Origin of the sequence: Delftia sp. DS1230, from assembly GCF_040112715.1 — a bacterium.
Lineage (GTDB): Bacteria > Pseudomonadota > Gammaproteobacteria > Burkholderiales > Burkholderiaceae_C > Comamonas > Comamonas tsuruhatensis.
Map to the genome: position 1 here is coordinate 1274213 of NZ_CP157763.1, position 23230 is coordinate 1297442.

General features: G+C 64.3%; 24 protein-coding genes and 1 tRNA gene. 10 read left to right on the forward strand and 15 right to left on the reverse strand.

Features of this window, described 5'->3' with window-relative positions; genetic code table 11:
- The first annotated feature begins 34 nt into the window (after nt 1-34).
- The 3 genes from argJ to AAN986_RS05735 all read left to right on the forward strand — a co-directional run bounded on the left by argJ (nt 35) and on the right by AAN986_RS05735 (nt 2946).
- Nucleotides 35-1267, forward strand: a complete 1233-nt coding sequence (gene argJ, locus AAN986_RS05725) for a bifunctional glutamate N-acetyltransferase/amino-acid acetyltransferase ArgJ (protein WP_017405522.1) — start codon at nt 35-37, stop codon at nt 1265-1267.
- A 165-nt stretch (nt 1268-1432) separates the two neighbouring features.
- Nucleotides 1433-2389, forward strand: coding sequence for an ATP-binding protein (locus tag AAN986_RS05730; RefSeq protein WP_047217092.1), 957 nt, complete (start codon nt 1433-1435; stop codon nt 2387-2389).
- 50 nt (nt 2390-2439) lie between these two features.
- On the forward strand, nt 2440-2946 hold the full coding sequence (locus AAN986_RS05735; RefSeq protein ID WP_016445605.1) for an NUDIX domain-containing protein: 507 nt from the start codon (nt 2440-2442) through the stop codon (nt 2944-2946).
- Nucleotides 2947-2956: 10 nt separating this feature from the next.
- On the opposite strand, the gene AAN986_RS05740 is transcribed toward AAN986_RS05735, so the two are convergent.
- The 8 genes from AAN986_RS05740 to AAN986_RS05775 all read right to left on the reverse strand — a co-directional run bounded on the left by AAN986_RS05740 (nt 2957) and on the right by AAN986_RS05775 (nt 9766).
- Nucleotides 2957-3193, reverse strand: coding sequence for a DNA gyrase inhibitor YacG (locus tag AAN986_RS05740; protein ID WP_223275109.1), 237 nt, complete (start codon nt 3191-3193; stop codon nt 2957-2959).
- Between the two features lie 17 nt (nt 3194-3210).
- Nucleotides 3211-3966, reverse strand: coding sequence for a cell division protein ZapD (gene zapD / locus AAN986_RS05745; RefSeq protein WP_016445607.1), 756 nt, complete (start codon nt 3964-3966; stop codon nt 3211-3213).
- An 89-nt stretch (nt 3967-4055) separates the two neighbouring features.
- Nucleotides 4056-4694, reverse strand: a complete 639-nt coding sequence (coaE, locus tag AAN986_RS05750; protein WP_016445608.1) for a dephospho-CoA kinase — start codon at nt 4692-4694, stop codon at nt 4056-4058.
- A gap of 14 nt (nt 4695-4708) precedes the next feature.
- Nucleotides 4709-5602 (reverse strand): A24 family peptidase, encoded by an 894-nt coding sequence (locus AAN986_RS05755; RefSeq protein ID WP_016445609.1) that lies wholly within the window; start codon nt 5600-5602, stop codon nt 4709-4711.
- Entirely contained in the window at nt 5602-6819 is a 1218-nt protein-coding gene (locus tag AAN986_RS05760; RefSeq protein WP_016445610.1) for a type II secretion system F family protein, read from the reverse strand. Before AAN986_RS05760 ends, AAN986_RS05755 begins: the two co-directional genes overlap by 1 nt.
- Nucleotides 6820-6857: 38 nt before the next feature.
- Nucleotides 6858-8600, reverse strand: coding sequence for a type IV-A pilus assembly ATPase PilB (pilB, locus tag AAN986_RS05765; RefSeq protein ID WP_034364744.1), 1743 nt, complete (start codon nt 8598-8600; stop codon nt 6858-6860).
- 128 nt (nt 8601-8728) lie between these two features.
- A tRNA-Pro gene (locus AAN986_RS05770) sits at nt 8729-8805 on the reverse strand.
- 31 nt (nt 8806-8836) lie between these two features.
- Entirely contained in the window at nt 8837-9766 is a 930-nt protein-coding gene (locus AAN986_RS05775; protein WP_043789750.1) for a polyprenyl synthetase family protein, read from the reverse strand.
- A 230-nt stretch (nt 9767-9996) separates the two neighbouring features.
- On the opposite strand from AAN986_RS05775, the gene rplU reads away from it, so the two are divergent.
- The 4 genes from rplU (at nt 9997) to proB (ending at nt 13078) form a co-directional block, all read left to right on the forward strand.
- Nucleotides 9997-10308: a 50S ribosomal protein L21 gene (rplU, locus tag AAN986_RS05780; protein ID WP_012207284.1), complete on the forward strand. Its 312-nt coding sequence runs from the start codon at nt 9997-9999 to the stop codon at nt 10306-10308.
- Nucleotides 10309-10323: 15 nt separating this feature from the next.
- Nucleotides 10324-10581, forward strand: a complete 258-nt coding sequence (gene rpmA, locus AAN986_RS05785) for a 50S ribosomal protein L27 (protein ID WP_012207283.1) — start codon at nt 10324-10326, stop codon at nt 10579-10581.
- Between the two features lie 149 nt (nt 10582-10730).
- Nucleotides 10731-11846: an Obg family GTPase CgtA gene (cgtA, locus tag AAN986_RS05790; protein ID WP_016451026.1), complete on the forward strand. Its 1116-nt coding sequence runs from the start codon at nt 10731-10733 to the stop codon at nt 11844-11846.
- An 83-nt stretch (nt 11847-11929) separates the two neighbouring features.
- The gene (gene proB, locus AAN986_RS05795) at nt 11930-13078 is read left to right on the forward strand and encodes a glutamate 5-kinase (protein WP_016445651.1); all 1149 of its coding nucleotides are present in this window, start codon (nt 11930-11932) and stop codon (nt 13076-13078) included.
- 71 nt (nt 13079-13149) lie between these two features.
- Here the strand turns inward: proB and AAN986_RS05800 are convergent, their stop codons facing one another.
- A complete protein-coding gene (locus tag AAN986_RS05800) occupies nt 13150-13836 on the reverse strand; it encodes an RNA pyrophosphohydrolase (protein ID WP_016445652.1) in 687 nt (228 codons plus the stop codon).
- 93 nt (nt 13837-13929) lie between these two features.
- Here AAN986_RS05800 and AAN986_RS05805 point away from each other — a divergent pair, with 93 nt between their 5' ends.
- Together AAN986_RS05805 and AAN986_RS05810 are read left to right on the forward strand one after the other, a co-directional pair.
- Nucleotides 13930-15675: a proline--tRNA ligase gene (locus tag AAN986_RS05805; protein WP_349335599.1), complete on the forward strand. Its 1746-nt coding sequence runs from the start codon at nt 13930-13932 to the stop codon at nt 15673-15675.
- Complete coding sequence (locus tag AAN986_RS05810; protein ID WP_016445654.1) at nt 15672-16325, forward strand: lytic transglycosylase domain-containing protein; 654 nt, start codon at nt 15672-15674, stop codon at nt 16323-16325. The genes AAN986_RS05805 and AAN986_RS05810 overlap by 4 nt, the downstream gene beginning before the upstream one ends.
- Nucleotides 16326-16385: 60 nt before the next feature.
- Here AAN986_RS05810 and AAN986_RS05815 read toward each other — a convergent pair whose 3' ends face one another.
- The 5 genes from AAN986_RS05815 to hemA form a co-directional block, all read right to left on the reverse strand.
- Nucleotides 16386-17759, reverse strand: coding sequence for a hemolysin family protein (locus AAN986_RS05815; RefSeq protein WP_016445655.1), 1374 nt, complete (start codon nt 17757-17759; stop codon nt 16386-16388).
- 212 nt (nt 17760-17971) lie between these two features.
- Entirely contained in the window at nt 17972-18295 is a 324-nt protein-coding gene (gene grxD / locus AAN986_RS05820) for a Grx4 family monothiol glutaredoxin (RefSeq protein ID WP_012207276.1), read from the reverse strand.
- A 116-nt stretch (nt 18296-18411) separates the two neighbouring features.
- Complete coding sequence (gene prmC / locus AAN986_RS05825) at nt 18412-19281, reverse strand: peptide chain release factor N(5)-glutamine methyltransferase (protein WP_047217090.1); 870 nt, start codon at nt 19279-19281, stop codon at nt 18412-18414.
- A 10-nt stretch (nt 19282-19291) separates the two neighbouring features.
- Nucleotides 19292-20374, reverse strand: coding sequence for a peptide chain release factor 1 (gene prfA, locus AAN986_RS05830; protein WP_047217089.1), 1083 nt, complete (start codon nt 20372-20374; stop codon nt 19292-19294).
- 126 nt (nt 20375-20500) lie between these two features.
- A complete protein-coding gene (gene hemA, locus AAN986_RS05835; protein WP_017405531.1) occupies nt 20501-21826 on the reverse strand; it encodes a glutamyl-tRNA reductase in 1326 nt (441 codons plus the stop codon).
- A 72-nt stretch (nt 21827-21898) separates the two neighbouring features.
- Here hemA and AAN986_RS05840 point away from each other — a divergent pair, with 72 nt between their 5' ends.
- Nucleotides 21899-22174 carry a hypothetical protein gene (locus tag AAN986_RS05840; protein WP_047217088.1) on the forward strand — a complete coding sequence of 92 codons (276 nt, stop codon included), beginning with the start codon at nt 21899-21901 and terminating at the stop codon, nt 22172-22174.
- 55 nt (nt 22175-22229) lie between these two features.
- Here the strand turns inward: AAN986_RS05840 and AAN986_RS05845 are convergent, their stop codons facing one another.
- Nucleotides 22230-23153: a LysR substrate-binding domain-containing protein gene (locus tag AAN986_RS05845; protein WP_047217087.1), complete on the reverse strand. Its 924-nt coding sequence runs from the start codon at nt 23151-23153 to the stop codon at nt 22230-22232.
- Nucleotides 23154-23230 lie beyond the last annotated feature (77 nt).

Below are 23230 nucleotides of genomic sequence, written 5' to 3' on the forward strand. Positions count from 1 at the left end.
AGCGCGTTTTTCTTTCACTGTAGGAAGCCCCTCAATGCCTGTGAATCTCTCCGCTCCCGTGCACGCCGACCTGTTGGCGATCAACGGCGTTCGCATCGGCGTCACCGAAGCCGGTGTGCGCAAGGCCAACCGCAAGGACCTGTCCGTGTTCCTGCTCGACGAGGGCGCTTCGGTGGCGGGTGTGTTCACGCAGAACCGTTTCTGCGCAGCGCCCGTGCAGGTCAGCCGCGAGCACTTGGCCCAGACGTCCGGCGCCATCCGTGCCATGGTCATCAACACAGGCAATGCCAATGCCGGCACCGGCGCTGACGGACTGGCGCGCGCGCGCCGCACCTGTGCGGATCTGGCTGCGCTGCTGCAGCTCAAGCCCGAGCAGATCCTGCCGTTCTCCACTGGCGTGATCATGGAAGAGCTGCCCGTGGATCGCATCGCCGCCGGCCTGCCAGCTGCCATCGCAGCAGCCAAGGCCGACAACTGGGGCACGGCCGCCGAAGGCATCATGACCACCGACACCCTGCCCAAGGCCTTCAGCCGCGCCGTGGATATTGGCGGCAAGCGTGTGAGCATCACCGGCATCAGCAAGGGTGCAGGCATGATTCGCCCCAACATGGCGACCATGCTGGGCTTTCTGGCCACCGACGCCGCCATCGCACCCGAACTGCTGCAGCCTCTGGTCAAGGAACTGGCCGACGGATCTTTCAACCGCGTGACCATCGACGGCGACACGTCGACCAACGACTCCTTCGTGCTGGTGGCCACGCACAAGGCCGGCAATGCGCAGATCACTTCGCTGACCAGTGCCGAAGGCCTGGCCCTGAAGGCTGCATTGCTGGATGTGTCGCGCCTGCTGGCCCAGGCCATCGTGCGCGACGGCGAAGGCGCCACCAAGTTCATCACCGTCAAGGTGGAGGGCGGCAAGACCGAGGCTGAGTGCCGCCTCGTGGCCTATTCCATCGCGCATTCACCCCTGGTCAAGACGGCGTTCTTTGCCAGCGATCCGAACCTGGGCCGCATCCTTGCGGCGGTGGGCTATGCTAGCATCGACGATCTGGACCAGACCAAGATCGACCTGTACCTGAACGATGTGCATGTCGCAGTCAATGGCGGCCGCAACCCTGCCTATCAGGAGGAAGACGGCCAGCGCGTGATGAAGCAGCAGGAGATCATCGTGCGCGTGCTACTGGGCCGAGGGCAGGCCGAGCAGACCGTGTGGACCTGCGATCTGAGCCACGACTACGTGAGCATCAACGCCGACTACCGCTCCTGACTCTCCACCCACCGTGCCGCAGGCAGTCGCAGGGCATCTGCCTTGCCTCTGCCAGCCTTCAATGGCGGCCGGCGCGCAAAAGCTCTGGCGTTGGCATGAGATCCATCTCGATTCCCGGGCATATCCAGCGTCGGTGGCCGTGAGATCCGTATTCGAGAGACATCCATGACATTGCCCACAGAAGCCGTCGCCGCCCCCTTGCTGCAACTCGTGCAGCGCGCCGAGCAACTGATGCAGCGCATCGAGGCCATCCTGCCTCAGCCGCTGCAATCCCCCGCAGACTGGAATACCGCCATCGCCTGGCGCTATCGCAAGCGCGCCAACGGCTGCGGTTTGCTGGAGCCCGTGCGCCATGTCGGCGCCATGCAGCTGTCCGACCTGCAGAACATCGATGTGCAAAAGGACAAGATCGCGCGCAACACCGAGCAGTTCGTGACCGGCCGCACGGCCAACAACGTGCTGCTCACCGGCGCGCGCGGCACGGGCAAATCCTCGCTGATCCGTGCCTGCCTGCATGCTTTTGCTTCGCAGGGCCTGCGCCTGATCGAGGTGGACAAAGCCGATCTGACCGACCTGCCCGACATCGTCGATGTGGTGGCCGGCCGGCCCGAGAAGTTCGTCATCTATTGCGACGACCTGAGCTTTGAGGAAGGCGAGCCTGGCTACAAGGCCATGAAGTCCATTCTGGATGGATCGGTCAGCGCCGCCAGCCCGAACGTGCTGGTCTATGCGACCAGCAATCGCCGCCATCTGCTGCCGGAGTACCAGTCCGAGAATCTGACCTACCAGCGCGGCGAGGATGGGGAGCTGCATCCCGGAGAGGTGATCGAGGAAAAAATCTCGCTGTCCGAGCGTTTCGGCCTGTGGGTGAGCTTCTACCCGTTCAGCCAGGATGAGTACCTGCGCGTGGTGGCACAGTGGCTGGAGGCCCTGGGCCTGGACCAGGCCACGATCGAGGCGGCACGCCCGGAGGCCCTGGTCTGGGCGCTGGAGCGCGGTTCACGCAGCGGTCGCGTGGCCCACCAGTTTGCGCGCGACTATGCGGGCCGTGCCGAGCGCCCGAACCAGCGCCAGACCGGCATCGCCGATGTCCAGGGGTTGGCTGAAGAGGCTGAACTCTGAGCACCTGCTGCCTGGCCCTGGGCTGGGCAGACTTTTTTGCGAAAGATCAAGTGACTGAAAAAGAAATCTCCCCCAAGGCCCGCGCTGAGGCGGCCGAGTCGCAGGCGCCAGTGCGGCGCAAGCACACCGAAGTCGCCGTTGGCGTGCTGCTTCGTGAGTCCGATGGCGCGTTGCTGATCACCAGCCGTCCGCCGGGCAAGCCGTATGCAGGCTACTGGGAGTTTCCGGGCGGCAAGATCGAAGCCGGTGAGACCGTGGAGCAGGCCTTGCGCCGCGAGATGCAAGAGGAACTGGGCGTAGAGATCGCGGCCGCTGAAGTCTGGAAGGTGACCGAGCATGACTATCCGCATGCCCTGGTGCGCCTGCACTGGTGCAAGGTCACGCGCTGGAGCGGGGAGTTCGAGATGCGTGAAGGCCAGCAGATGGCCTGGCAGCAACTTCCGCTGCAGGTGCATCCGGTGCTGCCAGGTGCCTATCCGGTGCTGCAGTGGCTGAGCGAGGAACGCGGGCTGCCTTTCGATGCCGGGTTCTACGAGGCAGGCCAGCCGAAAGCCTGATCGGGCCTGATCAAGGCTCGGTGCGAGGATCGCCGAAGGGCGCATCCTCGGGCGGCATCGGTGCAGGCACGCGGAATTCCTCATTGGCCCATGCGCCCAGGTCGATCTGGCGGCAGCGTTCGCTGCAGAAGGGGCGGAAACGGTTGGCTGGTGCGAACAGGCTGGGGCCTGCACAGGTCGGGCAGCGCACCGTGGGGCCGGCAGAAGAGAGGCTGGCGGGCTGGGGGGCGGGGGCGCTCGAGGGCATGTCGGCCGTCTTGTCCATCAGCTGCAAAGCGTGACCTCGAACGAGGCATCTTCGCTGCAGGGTTGAGGCTTGGCGCCGTTCTCGGGGCGGAGCAGGCGCACCGAAACCAGCAGGCGGTTGCCGCTGATCTCCGGAACCAGATTCAACGACGGGTCTATGCGCAGGCGCAGCAGCTGAAAGCTGCGGCCGGGCGGCATGGCCTGCTGGAACACGCCTTTTTCGGCAGCCACCCATTGCGGCACGCCGGTTTCGCGCAGCAGCTTGAGCAGCAATTGCAGCGACTGACCCAGCGGGGTCAGGGTGCTGGCCCAGTCCTCCAGATCGCGCAGGCGTATCTGGGGATCATGGAACTGCCAGGCGTGATAGGCAGGAAGGTCGAAGCCGCAGGTGCCGCCGGGGATGCCGATGCGGCTGCGCACGGCCATCAGCCACTCGTTTTCAGTCAGGGTCTGGCCGGCCTTGCCGTTCTGGGCATTGAGCTGGGCAAAGCACTGCTCCACATGGCGTGAGACCTGGTCAAGCATGTGCTCGGCAATGTCGGGATTGCCGCGCAGGCTGTCGAGCAGGCTTTTGTGGCGCTCAAGGTCCTTGAGCACGTCCGTCTTCAGGTCGGTACGTGCCGCCACGTCCATGATCTCGAAGATGGTGACCAGCGCAAAATGGTGATCGATGGAATGAGCGCGCGACAGCAACTCGCTCAGGCGGCGATATAGCTGTTCCAACCGGAGGTAGGTCCTCAGGCGCTCATTGAAAGGATATTCGTACAGGATCACGCTTGCTGGGCTCCTCGGGGTGCACAGGAATCAGCTGTCTACGTCGTGCACATGCTGAATTACACGCACAGGCCAAGCCATGGCGTGCATCATAGCCCGAACCATGCAGAGATTCGATCGGTGCATGCGCGCAAAGCCTCTATCGTCATGGCCTCGTCGTTGTAGAGCACCCAGTCGGCGGCTGCCAGCCGTGCCGCACGTGTGGCCTGGGCCGAGATGATGGCCTGCACCGCCTCGCGTGGCAATCCGTTGCGCGCGATCACGCGAGCGATCTGCGTTTCGGTGCGGCAGTCAACGACCAGCACCGCATCAAGCATGGCAGGCCAGCGGCCGGACTCCACGAGCAAGGGAATGTCATGCACGATAAGTCGGCACCCAGCCACTGTGGCCTGCTCCACTTGCCGGGACGTCTGCTGCGCCACGAGGGGATGGACGATGGCCTCCAGCTGCTGTCGTGCCGAGGGCTGCTGAAAGACCAGTTCGCGCATGCGCGTGCGGTCCAGGGCGCCGCTGGCGTCAATCAGTTCGGGCCCGAAGACGCGCGCTATCTCGGGCAGAGCAGCACCTTCGGGGGCGGTGAGGCTGCGAGAGATCTGGTCGGCATCGATCACGGCCGCTCCGCGCAAGCCCAGTTGCGCTGCGACGGTGCTCTTGCCGCTGCCAATGCCGCCCGTCAGGCCCAGCCGAAACGGGCGTGCAAGCAAGGGCGGGGCGATGCTGGGGGCCATGCCGCAGTGTTGAATCAAAGGCCCAAGGCCGCCAATAGGGATTGCAGCATCTGCTGCGGTCCGAACACCATGGCTGCAAAGCCGGCGCCCGCCAGAAAGGGGCCGAAGGGAACATAGCCGCCCTCACGCAGGCGGCTGTTGATCTTCAACGCGATGCCCACGATGGCGCCAATCACCGACGAGATCAGGATGATGGGCACGAGTGCCTGCCAGCCGAACCAGGCGCCCAGCGCGGCAAACAGCTTGAAGTCGCCGTAGCCCATGCCTTCCTTGCCGGTGGCCAGCTTGAAGGCCCAGTAAACCAGCCACAGCGAGAGATAGCCCGCTGCAGCGCCCCATACCGCGTCGGCCAGAGGCACGGCGGTCCAGTGCAGCGCCGACGACAGCAGTCCGGCCCACAGCAAGGGCAGGGTGATGTCGTCGGGAAGCAGTGTGGTGTCCCAGTCGATCAATGCCAGGCTCAGCAAGGCCGCACTGAAAAGGCACCAGGCAGCGCCTGTGGGCGTGATGCCCCATTGCGCCGCACAGTAGGCAAACAGCGCGGCGCAGGCCAATTCCACCAGCGGATAGCGGATGCTGATCGACGCCTTGCATTCGGAGCACCGGCCTCGCAGCGCCAGATAACTGAGCACGGGAATATTCTCGTACCAGTGGATGGCATGGCCGCAATGCGGGCAGCGCGAGCGGGGGCGGCTCAGGCTCAGGGGCGCCTCGGCAGGCGGCGGCGCTGTGGCGGGCGATGGCGTGGCGGAGGATGAAGATTGCTCTTGCGCCCATTGGGCGCATTCCGCATTCCATTGCTGCTCCATCATGCGGGGCAGCCTATGCACCACCACGTTGAGAAAGCTGCCAACCAACAGGCCCAGCAGGCCGCCCAATGCAGCCTGCATCCAGAGTTCCAAAACCATCAGACCACCTGGCCCAGCTTGAAGATGGGTAGATACATCGAAACCACGATGCCGCCGATGAGGGTGCCCAGGAAAACAATGATGATGGGCTCCATCAGACTGGACAGGCCAGCCACCATGTCATCGACCTCTTCTTCATAGAAATCGGCCGCCTTGCCCAGCATATGGTCGATAGAGCCGGATTCCTCGCCGATGGCGCACATCTGCAGCACCATGGACGGAAAGACATTGGCATTGGTCATGGCCACGGTGAGACTGGTGCCGGTGGAGACTTCCTGCTGGATCTTTTCCGTGGCATTGGCATACACGGCATTGCCGGATGCGCCGCCGACAGAATCCAGTGCCTCGACCAATGGGACGCCCGCGGCAAACATGGTCGACAGCGTGCGCGTCCAGCGTGCGACGCAGGATTTCTCGATCAGCACGCCAAAGACCGGCACCTTCAGCAGCGTACGGTCCATGAATTGCTGCATGCGCTCGTTGCGCTTCCAGGCCTGCATGAAGAAGTAGAGACCGCCGCCAATCACGCCGAAGATCAACCACCACCATTGGACAAAGACATCGCTGATGCCCATCACGAACAGCGTCGGTGCCGGCAGGTCGGCGCCGAACGAGGTGAACACTTCCTTGAAGGCCGGGATCACGAAGATCATGATGATGGTCACGACGATGAAGGCCACGACGATGACCGAGATCGGGTACATCAGCGCCGATTTGATCTTGGACTTGATGGCCTCGGTCTTCTCCATGTACGTGGCCAGGCGGTCCAGCAGGGCTTCCAGGATACCGGCCGCTTCGCCCGCCTCCACCAGATTGCAGTAGAGGCTATCGAAGTACATGGGGTGCTTGCGATAGGCCGCGTTCAGCGAGGTGCCGGTCTCCACGTCGGCGCGAATATCGGCCAGAAGGCGCGTCACGCTGGGGTTGGTGTTGCCCCGTCCGACAATGTCGAAGGCCTGAAGCAGCGGGACGCCCGCCTTCATCATCGTTGCCATCTGGCGGGTGAACAGCGCAATGTCCTTGGGCTTGATCCTCTTGCCCCCGCGTGTGCGGCGCTTCTTGATCTTGCTGGGCAGCACGCCCTGGCGGCGCAGCATGGCCTGGACCTGGTTGATGCCCCCGGCCCGGGTCTCGCCTCGGATGATCTTGCCGTTGCGATCCTTGCCTTCCCATTCGAAGACAAATTCCTTGATTCCCTTGGACGCGGCTGTGGCCATCGTGCTCCCTCGTTTGTTGTCTGCGCTGTCCGCGCTATTTACTCATTGGTGACTGCCAGCACTTCTTCGAGCGAGGTCAGTCCCTGTCTGGCCTTGTGCAAACCCGAGCCACGCAGCGACCGCACGCCTTCGCGCTTGGCCTGTGCGGCGATCTCCAGCGCACTGCCGTCCTGCAGGATGATGCGCTGGATTTCCTCGCTGATAGGCATCACCTGATAGATGCCTACGCGGCCCTTGTAGCCGTTGTTGCATGCCGGACAGCCGACGGGCCTGTAGGTGACCCAGCTGCCGTCAATGTCCGCATCGTCGTAGCCTGCATCGATCAGGGCCTCCCGCGGAATGTCAGCCGGCTCCTTGCATTGAGGGCACAGGCGCCTGGCCAGGCGCTGGGCGGTGATCAGGATCACGCTCGATGCGATGTTGAAGGGCGCAATGCCCATGTTGCGCATGCGCGTCAACGTGGTCGGTGCGTCATTGGTGTGCAGGGTGGACAGCACCAAGTGGCCGGTTTGCGCTGCCTTGATCGAGATGTCGGCCGTTTCCAGATCGCGGATTTCACCGACCATGATGATGTCGGGATCCTGGCGCAGAAAAGCCTTGAGCGCAGTGGCAAAGGTGAGGCCGGCCTTTTCGTTCACATTGACCTGGTTGACGCCGGGCAGGTTGATTTCCGAAGGATCTTCCGCCGTGGCGATGTTCACGCCGGCCTTGTTCAGCAGGTTCAGGCAGGTGTACAGCGACACTGTCTTGCCCGAGCCGGTGGGGCCTGTGACCAGAATCATTCCGTAGGGGCGGCTGATGGCTTCAAGCAGGCGTGCCTTCTCCTCGGGTTCATAGCCCAGGGCGTCGATGCCCATCCTGGCCGAGCTCGGGTCCAGGATACGGATCACGATCTTCTCGCCGAAAAGCGTGGGCAGCGTGCTGACGCGAAAGTCGATGACGCGGTCCGGGCCGACCTTGAGCTTCATGCGCCCGTCCTGCGGGACACGCTTTTCCGAGATGTCCATGCGCGAGATCACCTTGATGCGCGAGGCCAGCTTCTCCTTGATGGCAATGGGCGGCGATGCAATTTCACGCAGCTCGCCGTCAATGCGAAAGCGCACCCGGTACTGGTGCTCGTAGGGTTCGAAATGCAAGTCCGACGCGCGCATGTTGAAGGCGTCGAGCAGCATTTTGTGCAGGAACTTGACGATGGGCGCATCTTCGACGTCTGCTGCGGCCGAGTTGTCCTTTTCCTCTGCCACCTCATCAGGCTTGAGGTCGCCGAACTCGAAGTCGCCGCTGCCGCCATAGCTGTCCATGGCCTCGCTGGCGCTTTTGTTCTGCTGCGCGATCAGCCGCTCCAGCTTGTCGGCCTCGACGATGATCCAGTCCACGCCCAACTGGGTGGTGAACTTGATCTGCTCGGCGGCTTCCTGCTGCGTCGGGTCGGCGGTGGCCACCGTGAGGCGGTTGCCGCGCTTGCTCAGAGGCAGGACGCGATAGGTGCTGATGATCTTGGCGTCCAGCAGATCCTGCGGCAGGCGCATGGCGTCGACCGCATCAAGATCGAGCAGCGGCGCGCTGAACATGGTGGAAACCGTCTCCGCCACTTCCAGGGCAGAGAGGGTGCCGGCGACGCTCAGTTCTGCAATGAACGAGGTGCGATTGGTGGCGGCCTTGCCGGCAGCCGCTTCCGCTGCCTGTTGCGATACCTTGCCTGCTGAAATCAGAGCCCGCCCGATGCCGGGAAGCGATGCGACAGCGGATGCATTCTTGAGCGAGGAGTCAGCAACAGCCATGTAGCAAGACGTGTGAGAGGAAAGGACATTTATCCTATCATCACTGAGCACTTGGAATGCCAGACACACTGTTACACGCCTGGGTCTTGAACCTGGCGCAATGGTGTGATGGAGATGGAATGACCAGATGGTCGGGGTGAGAGGATTCGAACCTCCGGCCTCTACGTCCCGAACGTAGCGCTCTACCAGGCTAAGCTACACCCCGTTGCTTTTGTAGAAAAAGCGAGCAGCCTGAATCAGGTGCGTCGCTCCAAAAGCTGAGACGCCAATTGTAGCAAACTTGCCGTATGCAAATTGCTTGGGAGCACATTTATTGCGTCGATGGCGCGGCGTGCCTCGGCATGTGCGGCCTCACGTGCCACGTCCAGCGCACCTGTGCTGCGCACGATATCCACTACGGCAGTCAGTTGCTCGGTGGAGCCCTGTTCGATGGCGGCGCGCACGATGGCGGCCTGCTCAGGCGTGCCGCGTTGCATGGCGGCAATCAGGGGGAGGGTGCATTTGCCTTCGCGCAGGTCATCGCCCAGGTTCTTGCCCATTTCCTGGGCATCGCCTGCATAGTCGAGTACGTCGTCAATGATCTGGAAGGCCGTGCCCAGCGCCTGGCCATAGCTGGCGCAGGCCTGCTCGATTTCGCGGGGCGCGTCGGCCAGCACGGCGCCCAGCTGGGCGCTGGCCTCGAAGAGTTGGGCGGTCTTGGAGCGGATGACGTGCAGATAGCCTGCTTCGTCCAGCGAGGCATCGTGCGTGTTGATCAGCTGCTGGACCTCGCCCTCGGCGATCACGTTGGTGGCATCCGAGAGAATCTTGAGCACGCGCATGCTGCCGACTTCCACCATCATCTGGAAGGAGCGCGAGTGCAGGAAGTCGCCGACCAGCACGCTGGCCGGATTGCCGAAGGTCTCGTTGGCCGTCGGGCGGCCGCGACGCAGCGTGGATTCATCCACGACGTCGTCGTGCAGCAGGGTGGCTGTATGAATCAGTTCGACCACGGCAGCCAGGACATGCCTGTCCTTGCCTTCGTATCCCAATGCATTGCAGACCATGAGCAGCAGGGCGGGCCGCAGGCGCTTGCCGCCTGCAGCGATGATGTACTGGGAGATCTGGGCAATCAGCGGGACGGTGGTCGTCAGGCGCTGGGCAATCACATGATCCACCTCGCGCATGTCGTCAGTGATCAGGGCAAGCGGATTGGGGGTGGAGAGAGCTGTGGTCAAGGTACTGCGGGCGCCAAGTGGATCGCCAATTATAGGAAGAGCGACCCTGCCTGCGACCCGCTCTGGCGGTTGTTTGGGCGAAGGAGGGGAGCGCTTCATGCAAGGAATGTGAGTGCGTGCTAGAATCTCCGGCTTCCGTGGAAATTCGTTCGCGGAACTCTCAAATTCAAGAGGTTTAAATGTACGCAGTCATAAAAACCGGCGGCAAGCAGTATCGCGTTGCAGCTGGCGAAAAGATCAAGGTAGAACAGATTGCTGCGGACGTAGGCCAAGAAGTTGTGATCGATCAGGTTCTGGCAGTCGGCAACGGCGCTGAAATCAAGGTCGGCACACCTCTGGTGTCCGGTGCGTCTGTCAAGGCAACCGTGGTTGCTCACGGCAAGCACGACAAAGTGCACATCTTCAAGATGCGCCGTCGTAAGCATTATCAGAAGCGCCAAGGCCATCGCCAGCAGTTCACCGAGCTGCAGATCGTGGCGATCGCTGCTTAATCCAGGAGCTGAGTCATGGCACAGAAAAAAGGCGGCGGCTCTACGCGAAACGGGCGCGATTCCAAGCCCAAAATGCTCGGCGTGAAGGCTTTTGGTGGTGAGTTGATCACCGCCGGCTCGATCATCGTGCGCCAACGTGGCACCAAGTTCCACCCCGGCGACAACGTCGGCGTGGGCAAGGACCACACCCTGTACGCTCTGGTGGACGGCCATGTGTCGTTTGCTGTCAAGGGTGCACTGTCCAAGCACACGGTCAACGTGACGGCTGCCTAAGCTCTGTCACTTCGACGCTCGAAGCCCCGACCTGTCGGGGCTTTGTCGTTTCAGGAGGGCGGTGCATCGTGCGCTCGTCCCCTTTTCCGTCTCTGAGGTGTGGCCTGGGGCTGTCTGGTGCACACTGCTTTTTGTAAACTGGATGCCTCATGAAGTTCGTCGACGAAGCTTATATCGACATTGCTGCCGGTGATGGCGGCAATGGCTGCGTGTCATTCCGGCACGAAAAATACAAGGAATTCGGTGGTCCCGATGGAGGAGATGGCGGCCGTGGAGGCCATGTCTACGCGGTGGCCGACGTCAATCTCAACACCCTGGTGGACTACCGCTTCTCGCGTCGCCACGATGCCACGCGCGGCGAGCACGGCAAGGGCTCGGACATGTTCGGTGCCGCAGGCAACGACATCACGCTGCGCATGCCGGTTGGCACCATCATCAGCGATGCCGAAACCGGGGAGGTGCTCTACGAACTGTTGACGCCCGGCGAGGTGGTGACCATTGCCAAGGGCGGCGATGGCGGCTACGGCAACCTGCGCTTCAAGAGCGCCATCAACCGCGCGCCACGGCAAAAGACGCCTGGCTGGCCCGGTGAGCGCAAGAACCTCAAGCTGGAACTCAAGGTTCTGGCCGACGTGGGTCTGCTGGGCATGCCCAATGCGGGCAAATCCACTTTCATCGCCGCAGTCTCCAATGCGCGTCCCAAGATTGCCGACTATCCGTTCACCACGCTGCATCCCAATCTGGGCGTGGTTCGTGTTGCCGCCGAGCAAAGCTTTGTGGTGGCCGATATCCCCGGGCTGATCGAAGGCGCGTCGGAAGGTGCCGGCCTGGGCCACCAGTTCCTGCGTCACCTGCAGCGCACCCGATTGCTGCTGCATGTGGTGGACCTGGCGCCGTTCGATGACAGCGTGGATCCTGTGGCCCAGGCCAAGGCCATCGTGGGCGAGTTGCAGAAGTACGATGCCGAGCTGTACAACAAGCCGCGCTGGCTGGTGCTCAACAAGCTGGACATGGTGCCGGCCGAGGAGCGCGCCGCACGCGTCAAGGACTTCGTCAAGCGCTTCAAGTGGAAGGGTCCGGTGTTCGAGATTTCCGCCCTGACGCGCGAAGGCTGCGAAGTGCTGATCCGCACCATCTACAAGCATGTGCATGAACAGCAGCAGATCGAGGCCGGTCCCAAGGAAATCGACCCACGCTTCGTCGAAGTCGAGGGTGATGGCGTGGATCTCACCGACCCGCGTTTTGCTCCCCGCGATTCCGAGTAAGAGCGGCCTGTCCCACCCATTGCCTTGATCACAACAGCGGCGGGGTCTGCCTCGGCCTGCGCTGCAAGAATCACTATCCATCCATGTCTTCCAACTTGTTGCGTGATGCCCATCGCATCGTGGTCAAGGTCGGCTCCAGCCTGGTGACCAATGAAGGTCGCGGTCTTGATGAGGCCGCGATCCAGGAATGGAGCCGCCAGCTGGCGGCCCTGGTGCGCGGGGATGAAAGCCATGGAGGCCGGCGGCGCGAGGTGATCATGGTCTCCAGCGGCGCGGTGGCCGAAGGCATGAAGCGTCTGGGCTGGATTGCACGGCCCAAGGAGATTCATGAACTGCAGGCCGCTGCGGCCGTGGGGCAGATGGGCCTGATACAGATGTACGAGTCCAAGTTGCGCGAACAGGGCATGGGCAGTGCGCAGGTGCTGCTCACGCATGCCGACCTCGCGGACCGCGAGCGCTATCTCAACGCGCGCAACACCTTGCTGACGCTGCTGGAGCTGGGCATCGTGCCGGTGATCAACGAGAACGACACCGTGGTCAACGACGAGATCAAGTTCGGTGACAACGATACCTTGGGCGCTTTGGTTGCCAATCTGATCGAGGCCGATGCCCTGGTCATCCTGACCGATCAGCGAGGCCTTTACAGCGCCGACCCGCGCAGCAATCCCGATGCGCGTTTCATCGATGTGGCCAATGCCGGCGACCCGGCGCTGGAGGAGATGGCCGGAGGCGCGGGCTCGTCCATTGGCAAGGGTGGGATGATCACCAAGATCCTCGCGGCCAAGCGCGCGGCGGGCTCGGGTGCTTCAACCGTCATCGCCTGGGGGCGTGAGCAGGACGTGCTGGTGCGTCTGGCGGCAGGCGAGTCCATCGGCACGCTGCTCCTGGCGCAGACGCACAAGAACCAGGCGCGCAAGCAGTGGATTGCAGACCATCTGCAACTGCGCGGCTCCGTGTCCGTGGATGCCGGCGCCGTGGCCAAGCTGCGCGACGAAGGCAAGAGCCTGCTGCCCATCGGCATGGTGAATGTGGATGGCGAGTTCGCCCGTGGCGATGTGATCGCGGTGCGCGATGCCCTGGGTATCGAGGTGGCGCGCGGGCTGGCCAACTATGCAAGTGCCGAGGCGCGGCTGCTGTGTCGCAAAAGCTCGGTGGAGATCGAGCGCCTGCTGGGCTATTCCGCAGGCCCGGAGATGGTGCACCGCGACAACATGGTGATTGCGGGGCACTGAGGCGCCAGACCCTCAAGGCCAAGAAAAAGCGCACCCTCGGGTGCGCTTTTGCGTATGGCTCTGGCCCGGTTTCAGGCCTTGCCTGGGTCGGGTTGCAGGGCTTGCTGCCCCGACTGTGGATCAGGATCGAAACAGGCGCCAGGCGGCAACTCCATGCCGGGATTGACGCGAAAGCTGCCTGAGCGTGCTGGATGCAAACCCGGCGCAGTGTATGTCTCAGGACCCTGTTCATGGGCTTCCCTGGGGCGCATGCCGCTGCGCAGATAACGGTTGCGTTGCTGTTCGCCGCGGGGCAGGAACCGGGCCAGCTCGGTCAGGGCCATCTCATAGACGCCGCGCTTGAACTCCACCACCACGTCCAATGGCACCCAGTAGTCATTCCAGCGCCAGGCGTCGAATTCGGGGTGGTCGGTGGCACGCAGGTTCAAATCCCAGTCGTGACCCATGAGCTGCAGCAAATACCAGATCTGCTTCTGGCCTTTGTAGTGTCCGCGCGCATCGCGGCGGATGTACCGGTCTGGCACCTCGTAGCGCAACCAGTCCCGGGTGCGGGCGACCACGCGAACGTGGTTGGGCATCAACCCCACTTCCTCATGCAGTTCCCGGAACATGGCCTGTTCGGGTGTCTCCCCCCGGTCAATGCCGCCCTGTGGAAACTGCCAGCTGTGGGTGCGGATGCGTTTGCCCCAGAACACCTGGTTCTTTTGGTTGAGCAGGATGATGCCGACGTTCGGGCGAAATCCGTCCCGGTCAAGCATAATCGAACCCCAATTTTCTGAATTGTGTCCATTATGCACGGTGCCTTGCCAGCGGCAAGCACGCTGCCCCGATTCCCGCGAAGCCCCTGATCCATGAAAGCCTCCCAATTTTTCATCTCCACCCTCAAGGAAGCTCCGGCCGACGCCGAAGTGGTCAGCCACAAGCTCATGACGCGGGCCGGCCTGATCAAGAAGCTGGGTGCAGGCATCTACAACTACATGCCCATGGGGCTGCGCGTGATCCGCAAGGTCGAGGCCATCGTGCGCGAGGAAATGAACCGTGCCGGTGCCGTGGAAGTGACCATGCCCGTGGTCCAGCCTGCCGAGATGTGGGAGGAGACCGGCCGCTTCGAGAAGATGGGCCCCGAGCTGCTGCGCATCAAGGACCGCCATGGCCGCGACTTCGTGATCCAGCCCACCAGCGAAGAGGTGGTGACGGACATTGCGCGCCAGGAGCTCAAGAGCTACAAGCAGCTGCCCAAGAATTTCTACCAGATCCAGACCAAGTTCCGCGATGAGCGCCGCCCGCGCTTTGGCCTGATGCGTGGCCGCGAGTTCATCATGAAGGACGCCTATTCCTTCGACAAGGACCGTGATGCGGCCCAGGTCAGCTACCAGACCATGCGCGCGGCCTACAAGCGCATCTTCGACCGCTTCGGCCTGCAGTACCGTGCCGTGCGTGCAGACAGCGGTGCCATCGGCGGCGATCTGAGCGAGGAATTCCAGGTCATCGCTTCCACGGGCGAGGACGCCATCGTCTACTGCCCGAGCAGCGACTATGCCGCCAATATCGAAAAGGCCGAGGCCCTGGCGCCTGCGGGTCCCCGTCCCGCTGCGGCCCAGGCGATGACCAAGGTGGCGACGCCCGGCAACAGCACCTGCGAATCTGTCGCATCCCAGCTGGGCCTGCCGCTGTCGCAGACGGTGAAGTCCCTGGTGCTGGCCACCGACAAGCTCGACGACAAGGGCGAGGTGGCAGGCAGCCAGATCTGGCTGCTGCTGCTGCGCGGTGATCATGAAATGAACGAGATCAAGGTGGCCAAGGTGCCGGGCCTGGACGTGGGCTTCCGCTTTGCCACTGTGGCCGAGATCGAGGAGCACTTCGGTTGCCAGCCCGGCTACCTGGGCCCGATCGGCCTGAAGCAGCCCGTGAAGCTGGTCGTGGACCGCGAGGTGGGCGTGATGGCCGACTGGGTCTGCGGCGCGAACGAGGCCGACTTCCACATCACCGGCGTGAACTTCGGCCGCGACCTGCCCGAGCCTGATGTGGTGGCCGACCTGCGCAACGTGGTGGCTGGCGACAAGTCTCCTGATGGCGCAGGCGAGCTGGCCATTGAGCGCGGAATTGAAGTCGGCCATGTGTTCTACCTGGGTACCAAGTACTCCCAGGCCATGAACGCCACCTTCCTGGCCGAGAACGGCAAGCCCTCGCTGTTTGAAATGGGCTGCTACGGCATTGGCGTGACGCGCCTGCCCGCTGCAGCCATCGAGCAGAACCATGACGAGCGCGGCATCATCTGGCCCGACGCGATTGCGCCCTTCACCGTGGTGGTCTGCCCCATTGGCATGGACCGCAGCGAACCCGTGAAGGAAGCTGCCGAGAAGCTGCATGCCGAGCTGCTGGCACTGGGTGTGGACGTGATCCTGGACGATCGTGGCGAACGTCCGGGCGCCATGTTTGCCGACTGGGAGCTGATTGGCGTGCCGCACCGCGTGGTGCTGTCCGACCGGGGCCTCAAGGAAGGACAGCTCGAGTACCAGCATCGCCGCGACACGGAAGCGACCAAGCTGGCCGCCGCCGATGTGCTGGGCCATCTCAAGCAAAGGCTGGGCCTGTGAGCCAGGCGCCCGTGGTGACGCGACGCGATTGCCTGCGCCTGGCGGCTTCGCTGGGCTCGGCACCGCTGCTCGGCGGGCTGGCCGCGCCCGCCTGGGCCGGTGGCCAGCTGGAGGAGCCGCTGGCCGATTCGGTGCGCACTGCGCTGAGTTCCGCCGTCACGGGATCGGCGCCGCCCGAGCTGCGCTTTGCCTCCACCGAGGCCCGGCTGGACTACCTTCGCTGGCTCACGGCCAGCAGCGAGCGCCTGCGTTCGCGCAAGCCGGAGCTGGCGACGAGGCTGGAGTTCCTGCAAACCGTCTGGTACGAGTCCAAGCGTGCCGGCCTGGAAGTCTCTCTGGTGATGGGGCTGGTGCAGGTGGAGAGCGCGTTCCGCAAGTTCGCCATCTCCAGCGTGGGTGCACGCGGCTACATGCAGATCATGCCGTTCTGGATGCGGCTGATCGGCGATGGAGACATCGGCAAGCTGTTTCACATGCAGACCAATCTGCGCTTTGGCTGCGTGATCCTGCGCCACTATCTGGACCGCGAAAAAGGCGATGCCTACATGGCGCTGGGCCGCTACAACGGCAGCCGGGGACAGCCCCAGTACCCGAATGCGGTGTTCGCTGCGCAGCGGCGCTGGGAGATAGAGCCCTCGCGCTCGGCTTGAGGGCCGCGCAGCGCCGCCGAGCGGCTGCGCGGCTGTTGTTCTGCTGTTCTGCGTTGCCCGTCAGGACGACGTCTCCGACGACATGCTGGATACCTTGGCCACGGCCGCTGCCGTGTCGCCGGCGTTGGGCGGCGCGGCCGGGCTGCTGGCGGACATGCGCGTGACCAGCACCTGGTCGATGCGGTAGCTGTCCACGTCCATGACCTCGAAACGGTAGCCGCCCCATTGCACGGTGTCGGTGCGCCTGGGAATGCGGCGCAGCATCACCATGAGGAAGCCGCCCAGGGTCTCGTAGTCCTCGGCGTGGGGCAGCTCGTCGAGTTCCAGGGCCTGCATCACATCCTCGACGGGCGTGACGCCGTCGATCAGCCAGGAGTTCTCGTCGCGGCGCAGGATCTGCTCCTCGTCGCCCGGGCTGACCAGGCCGCCCATCACCGTGCTCATCACGTCATTGAGCGTGACCACGCCGACCACCAGGCTGTATTCGTTGACGATGACGGCAAAGTCCTCATGCACCTGGCGAAACTGCTCCAGCACCTCGGCCAGCGTCAGGCGGTCCGGCACGACCAGCACCTTGTGGACCAGGGAGTCGTCCATGAGCGACAGGGGCTGGTTGTTCAGCGCGCGCTGGAACAGGTCCTTGGCATCGACATAGCCGACGATGTGGTCGATGTCGCCATCGCAGACGGGGTAGGTGGAAAAAGGTTCTTCGGCAATGCGGACCCGGATCAGTTCGTCGGGGTCGTCACGGTGGAAGTAGGCGATGCGGTCGCGCTGCGTCATGGCCGAGCCGATGGTGCGCGAGTCCAGCTCGAACAGGTTGGCGATCACCTGCTGCTCCTTCGCGGCCAGCACGCCGGCGCGCGCGCCAGCTTCGGTCATGGCCAGGATGTCTTCGTGCGTGATGCGGTCGTCGCGCACTGTGGGCAGGCCTAAGAGCTTGGCAACGGCGTCCGCCAGGTGGTTGAAGCACCAGACCAGGGGCTTGAGCACGGCCATGCACCAGAGCATGGGGCGCAGCACGCGGATGGCCAGGGCTTCGGGCTCGGCCATGCTCAGGCGCTTGGGCAGCAGGTCGGCAAAGAGGATGAACAGCGAGGTGACGGTGGCGAACGAGAGCAGAAAGCCCACGGTCTGTGCCCGGCTCTCGGGCAGCCAGAGCATGAGCAATTCGGCCAGATAGGGCGTCAATGCCCCTTCGCCCACCACGCCGCCCAGGATGGCGACGGCATTCAGCCCAATCTGCGTGACCGTGAAGTACTCGCCCGGCTGGGCCTGCATCTTCATGACCTGTTCGGCGCGTGGCTCCCCGTCCTCCGCCATCTGCCGAAGCCGCAGGCGCCGCGAGGCGGCCAGCGAGATCTCGGCCACGGAGAAGAAGGCACTGGTCAGTATCAGTGCGACGATCAACAGCAGACTTTGGGACAGACTCATAGGCAAGGCGGAGAAGCGGGCGCAGGCGCGGTTTTCCGGATGTGAAAGATGTGTCCATTCGACCACACATCACATGCCCCTGGCCTTGTGGCATGCCCGGGCAGTGCGCTGGCAGTCCGGTACGGGCGAAAAAAAGCCACCCAAGGGTGGCTTGATTCTGCGCAGCAGCGGGCGCAGGCGGGTTGCTGCGCGCGAGTCGCAAGCCTGCGAACTCAGGCCTTGGGTGCCAGCAGCTGCTGCAACTCGCCGGATTCGTACATCTCCATCATGATGTCCGAGCCGCCGATGAACTCGCCCTGCACGTAGAGCTGGGGGATCGTGGGCCAGTTGCTGTAGTCCTTGATGCCCTGGCGGATTTCCTGGTCCTCGAGCACGTTGACGGTGGAGATGTCCTTGGTCTCCACGCCGCAGGCCTTGAGAATCTGGATGGCGCGGCCCGAGAAACCGCACATGGGAAAGCTGGCGCTGCCCTTCATGAACAGCAGGATGTTGTTGCTTTTGACCAGTTGGTCGATGCGTTGCTGGGTGTCGCTCATCTGTGTGGTGCTCCGGGGTCGTGGTGGGCGCCGCAGGCGCGGCGGCATGGATGGGATTATTTCACTCTCGGCGCGGACTTTGAAAGCATGCGGGATTGCTACGCCCAGGCCAGAGCTCAGGTCAGAGCTCTGGCCTGCCCTTGCCATTGCCCGCCCGTGCAGCGGGCAATGCCGCCCAGGTCGTGGCGATGCTGCACGTCGCCAAAGCCGGCATGGCGCAGCAGGGCGGCCACGGCATCGGCCTGGTCCCAGCCATGCTCCATCAGCAGCCAGCCGCCCCGGGCCAGCAGCGCGGGCGCCTGGGCGATGATGGCGCGGATATCGGCCAGGCCATCGGCGCCGCTGGCCAGAGCCGACAGCGGCTCATGCTCCAACGCCAGCAAGTGCGGATCGTCGTCGCGGATATAGGGCGGATTGCTGACGATGAGGTTGAACGGCGCCTGGCCTGCCAGCGGCTCCAGCCAGCTGCCATGCGCAAACCGCACGCCCAGCTGCAGGCGCGTGGCATTGGCGCTGGCCACGGCCAGCGCGTCGGCACTGGCATCCACGGCCCACACGGTGGCGCCGGGACGCTGGCTCTGCAGGGCCAGGGCAATCGCTCCGCTGCCGGTGCCCAGATCCGCAACACGGCATGCGGGGCCGCTCGGGGCCTGGGCGGGTATCAGCTCCAGCGCCCAGTCCACCAGGGTTTCGGTATCGGGGCGAGGGTCGAGCACGCGTGCGTCCACGGCCAGATCCAGCCCGTAGAACTCCTTGTGGCCCACCAGGTAGGCGACGGGCTCCCCGCTCAGCCGCCGTGTGCACAGCGCGGCATAGACGCCGGCCTGGGGCGCGGTCAGCGCGTCCCCGTCGTGGGTGAGCAGCCAGGCGCGGCCGCCGGCCTGGCGTCCGAGCACATGCAGCAGCAGCATTTGCGCGTCGATGCGCGCAAGCCCCTGGGCCTGGGAGTGCTGCAGAGCCTCTTTGATGGTGGGTAGGTTGGCCATGGCCCGCGCCTCAGCTGTTGACCTGCAGCTCGGCCAGCAGTTCGGCCTCGCGTGCGGCCTGCAGCGCGTCGAGCACGTCGCCCAGGTCGCCTTCCATCACGGCCAGCAGCTTGTAGATGGTGAGGTTGATGCGGTGGTCGGTGAGCCGGCCCTGGGGGAAGTTGTAGGTGCGGATGCGGTCGCTGCGGTCGCCGCTGCCGATCAGGCCCTTGCGCAGCGCGGCCTCCTTGGCCTCGCGCTCGCTGCGCTCCTTTTCCTGCAGGCGCGCCTGCAGCACCTGCAGGGCCTTGGCCTTGTTGCTGTGCTGGCTGCGGCCGTCCTGGCACTCGGCGACGATGCCCGTGGGCAGGTGGACCACACGCACGGCCGAGTCGGTCTTGTTGATGTGCTGGCCGCCAGCGCCGCTGGCGCGGAAGGTGTCGATGCGCAGGTCGGCCGGGTTGAGCGTGATGACCTGGGTTTCGTCCGGCTCGGGCATGACGGCGACGGTGCAGGCGCTGGTGTGGATGCGGCCCTGGGTCTCGGTGGCAGGCACGCGCTGCACGCGGTGGCCGCCGGATTCGAAGCGCAGGCGGCCGTAGACATCCGTGCCTTCCACGCGCAGCACCACTTCCTTGTAGCCGCCCAGCTCGCTTTCGTTGGCGCTCATGATCTCGACCTTCCAGCCCACGGCGTCGCAGTGGCGCGTGTACATGCGGGCCAGGTCGCCTGCGAACAGGGCAGATTCATCGCCACCCGTGCCCGCGCGGATTTCCAGGTAGGCGTTGCGCGCGTCGTCGGGGTCCTTGGGCAGGAGCAGGCGCTGCAGTTCATCTTCCAGCTGCACCAGCTCGATCTCTGCGCCGGAGATTTCCTCGCGCGCCATTTCCTCCATGTCGGGATCGTCCAGCATGTCCCTGGCAGAGGCCAGATCGGCCTCGCGCTGGCGGTAGCGTGCATAGCGGCCGGCAATGGCCGTCACATCGGCATGCTCGCGCGAGATGGCGCGGTACTGCTTCATGTCGCCCATGATGTCTTCGCGCGAGAGCAGGAAGTCGAGTTCTTCAAGGCGCTGGGCGTAGCGCTCCAGTTGTTGGCGCAGAAAGTCTTGCATGGTGTGAGGCGATGGTGCGAAGGGCTGCGCGGGGCAGCGCTGCGGCGGGGGAACGAGGTGGCCGGAAGTGGGCCGAGGCGCCAGAGACCCGCGGGTGCGCGGCTCTCTGAAGGGAGGCGAGCGCCGCTAGAGCGCCTTGTCGGGAGTCGTGCCGCGCGGACCGCCTGGCGCGGAGCGCAGGAACAGGCGCGAGACCGTGTCCATGGTCTGGGTGCGCTGGTCGGCGTCACCCTTGTGCAGCTCGGCCAGGGTGCCGTGCAGCATTTTCTGCGTGAGGCCGCGCGACAGGGCCTCCAGCACGGTGTCTATGTCCTCGCCCTTGGCCAGCAGCTTCTTGGCCCGTGCAATCTCCAGCGCACGCCATTCGTCGGTCTGGGTGTTGAGCTGCCGGATCAGCGGCACCACGCCGGCCTGCGGGCGGCGCTGGTCCAGCCAGTGCATGAAGCTTTGCACGCCGTGGTCGATGATGACTTCGGCCTGCTCGACCGCCGCCTGGCGCTGGGCCTGGCCCGTGCGCACCACCGTGGCCAGATCGTCCACGGTGTAGAGGTAGACGTCGCGCAGGTCCTTGACCTCGGATTCGATATCGCGCGGCACGGCCAGATCGACCATGAACATGGGGCGGTGCTTGCGCTTCTTGAGCGCGCTTTCCACGGCGCCCAGGCCGATGATGGGCAGGCTGGAGGCCGTGCAACTGATCACGGCATCGTATTCATGCAGATGCTCGGGCAAGTCGGCCAGCCGCATGGTGCCGGCGCCAAACTGGGCGGCCAGCTTTTCGCCGCGCTCCAGCGTGCGGTTGGCGATCATGATCTGCTTGGGGTGGCGGGCCGCGAAATGGGTGGAGACCAGCTCGATCATCTCGCCCGCGCCCACGAACAGCACGCGGATCTGGGAGAGGTCTTCGAACAGCTGGCCGGCCAGCCGCACGGCGGCAGCGGCCATGCTGATGCTGTGGGCACCGATTTCGGTGGAGCTGCGCACTTCCTTGGCCACCGCGAAGCTGCGCTGGAACAGCTGGTTCAGCGTGCTGCCCAGGGCGCCTGCGTTCTCTGCGGCGCGCACGGCATTCTTCATCTGGCCCAGGATCTGGGCCTCGCCCAGCACCATGGAATCGAGCCCGCTGGCCACGCGGAAGGCATGGCGCGCCACATGGCCGTCTTCCAGCAGATAGGAGTGCGAGCGCAGCAGTTCGGACGAGATGCCGCCGCTGTTGGCCAGCCAGTGCAGCGTGTGGTCCATGGCCGGCATTTCGGCCGCGCAGTAGATCTCGGTACGGTTGCAGGTGGAGAGAATGGCGGTCTCGACGGCGCTGTGCTGGCGGCCCGGGCCGGTCAGCGATTCGCGCAGACCCTGCAGCGTGGGCACGATCTGGTCGAGCGCGAACGCGAAACGTCCCCGCATATCAAGCGGAGCCGTGTGGTGGTTGATGCCGAGTGCCCAGACTGCCATAACCCGGGATTATAAAATTTCGCGCAGTTTCAGGCATCCCTGAACACAACACCCTGGAATCGGAGCCCGCACATGGGATGGATTGCGAGTACGAATCATTGGCTGAACTTCCTGGCGCCTGCACTTTTCCTGTCGCCGGCCCTGATGTTGTGCGCGCTTTTGATCTATGGGAAATCGCAGCAATCCATGGCCTGGTGGTCACAGGTTGCTATCAATTTCATTGTTGGTGCACTGGTGCTGCTGGCGGGGCTGTGGTGGTTCGGGCGCGATGCAAAGATGGCCACCTATGCTGCGCTGGTCGTGGTGATGGCGCTTTGCCAGTGGGTGCTTTCACGCGGCTGGCGCTGATGGCTGACAGCAAAGATTGATGCAGATCAACGGAAGAGGGCGTTTCTCCTGGCGATCAGGGGCCTGAGACTGCGGCTGGAGGCACGGCGCACGGCGCGGCCTGCTCCAGCAGCCATTCGCGGAACTGCGCAAAGGCTTCGGAAGGTGCCCGCGTGGCGGGACGGCACAGAAAGTAGCCGCGTTCGATGTGGACGGGCGCAGGCAAGGCAAGGGCCACGCGGCCGGCGGCCAGGTCTTCCTCGACCAGGCAGCGCTGCACCAGGGCCACGCCCATGCCGGCGGCCACGGCCTGTACCAGCAGGGCCACCAGCTCGAAATCGGCTGCCGGTGCGGGGCAGGGTCCGGGCAGGTTCAGATGGGACATCCAGCGGGCCCAGTTGCCCGGATAGTTGGTGTGGAACAGCAGCGGGCGTGCTAGCACGTCCCGGGGGCTGCGGATGGGCCGCGGGCCCTGCAGTTCTCTCGGATGGCAGATGGGCACCAGATCGCGGCCCACCACATAGTCGGCCACCACATGGGCGGGCCAGGGCTCGCTGCCCACGCGCAGCCAGCCGTCTATCTCGGCGGCCGACAGCGGATCGTCGCGCCGATAGGGCGCGAACGACAGGGCGATGCCCGGATGCAGGGCGTTGAAGTGCGGCAGGCGCGGAATCAGCCAATGGCTGAACAGCGTGGGCACCACCGACAGCCGCAGTTGCGGGCCGAAGTGGCGCCTGCGTGCGGCCGCGGATGCCGATTCGATGGCGTGTACGGCGGGCTCCACGGCCTGCAGGTATTCGCGGCCGGCTTCGGTCAGCACGCTGCGCCGGCCCTGGCGCTCGAAGAGGGCAAAGCCCAAGTGCTCTTCCAGCCGGGCGATGGCGCGGCTGATGCCGCCCTGGGTGACATACAGCTCCCGGGCCGCCAGCGAATAGCTGCCCAGGCGCGCGGCCGCCGCGAAGGCGTGCAGCTCGGAAAGCGAGGGGGAGTGCATGCGCATGACGGGCGCAATTATGACGGTTGGTCATGGTTGCTTGCCGTCTTGTCTCTTTTCGCGGATGCGGCGGCTGTCCAGAA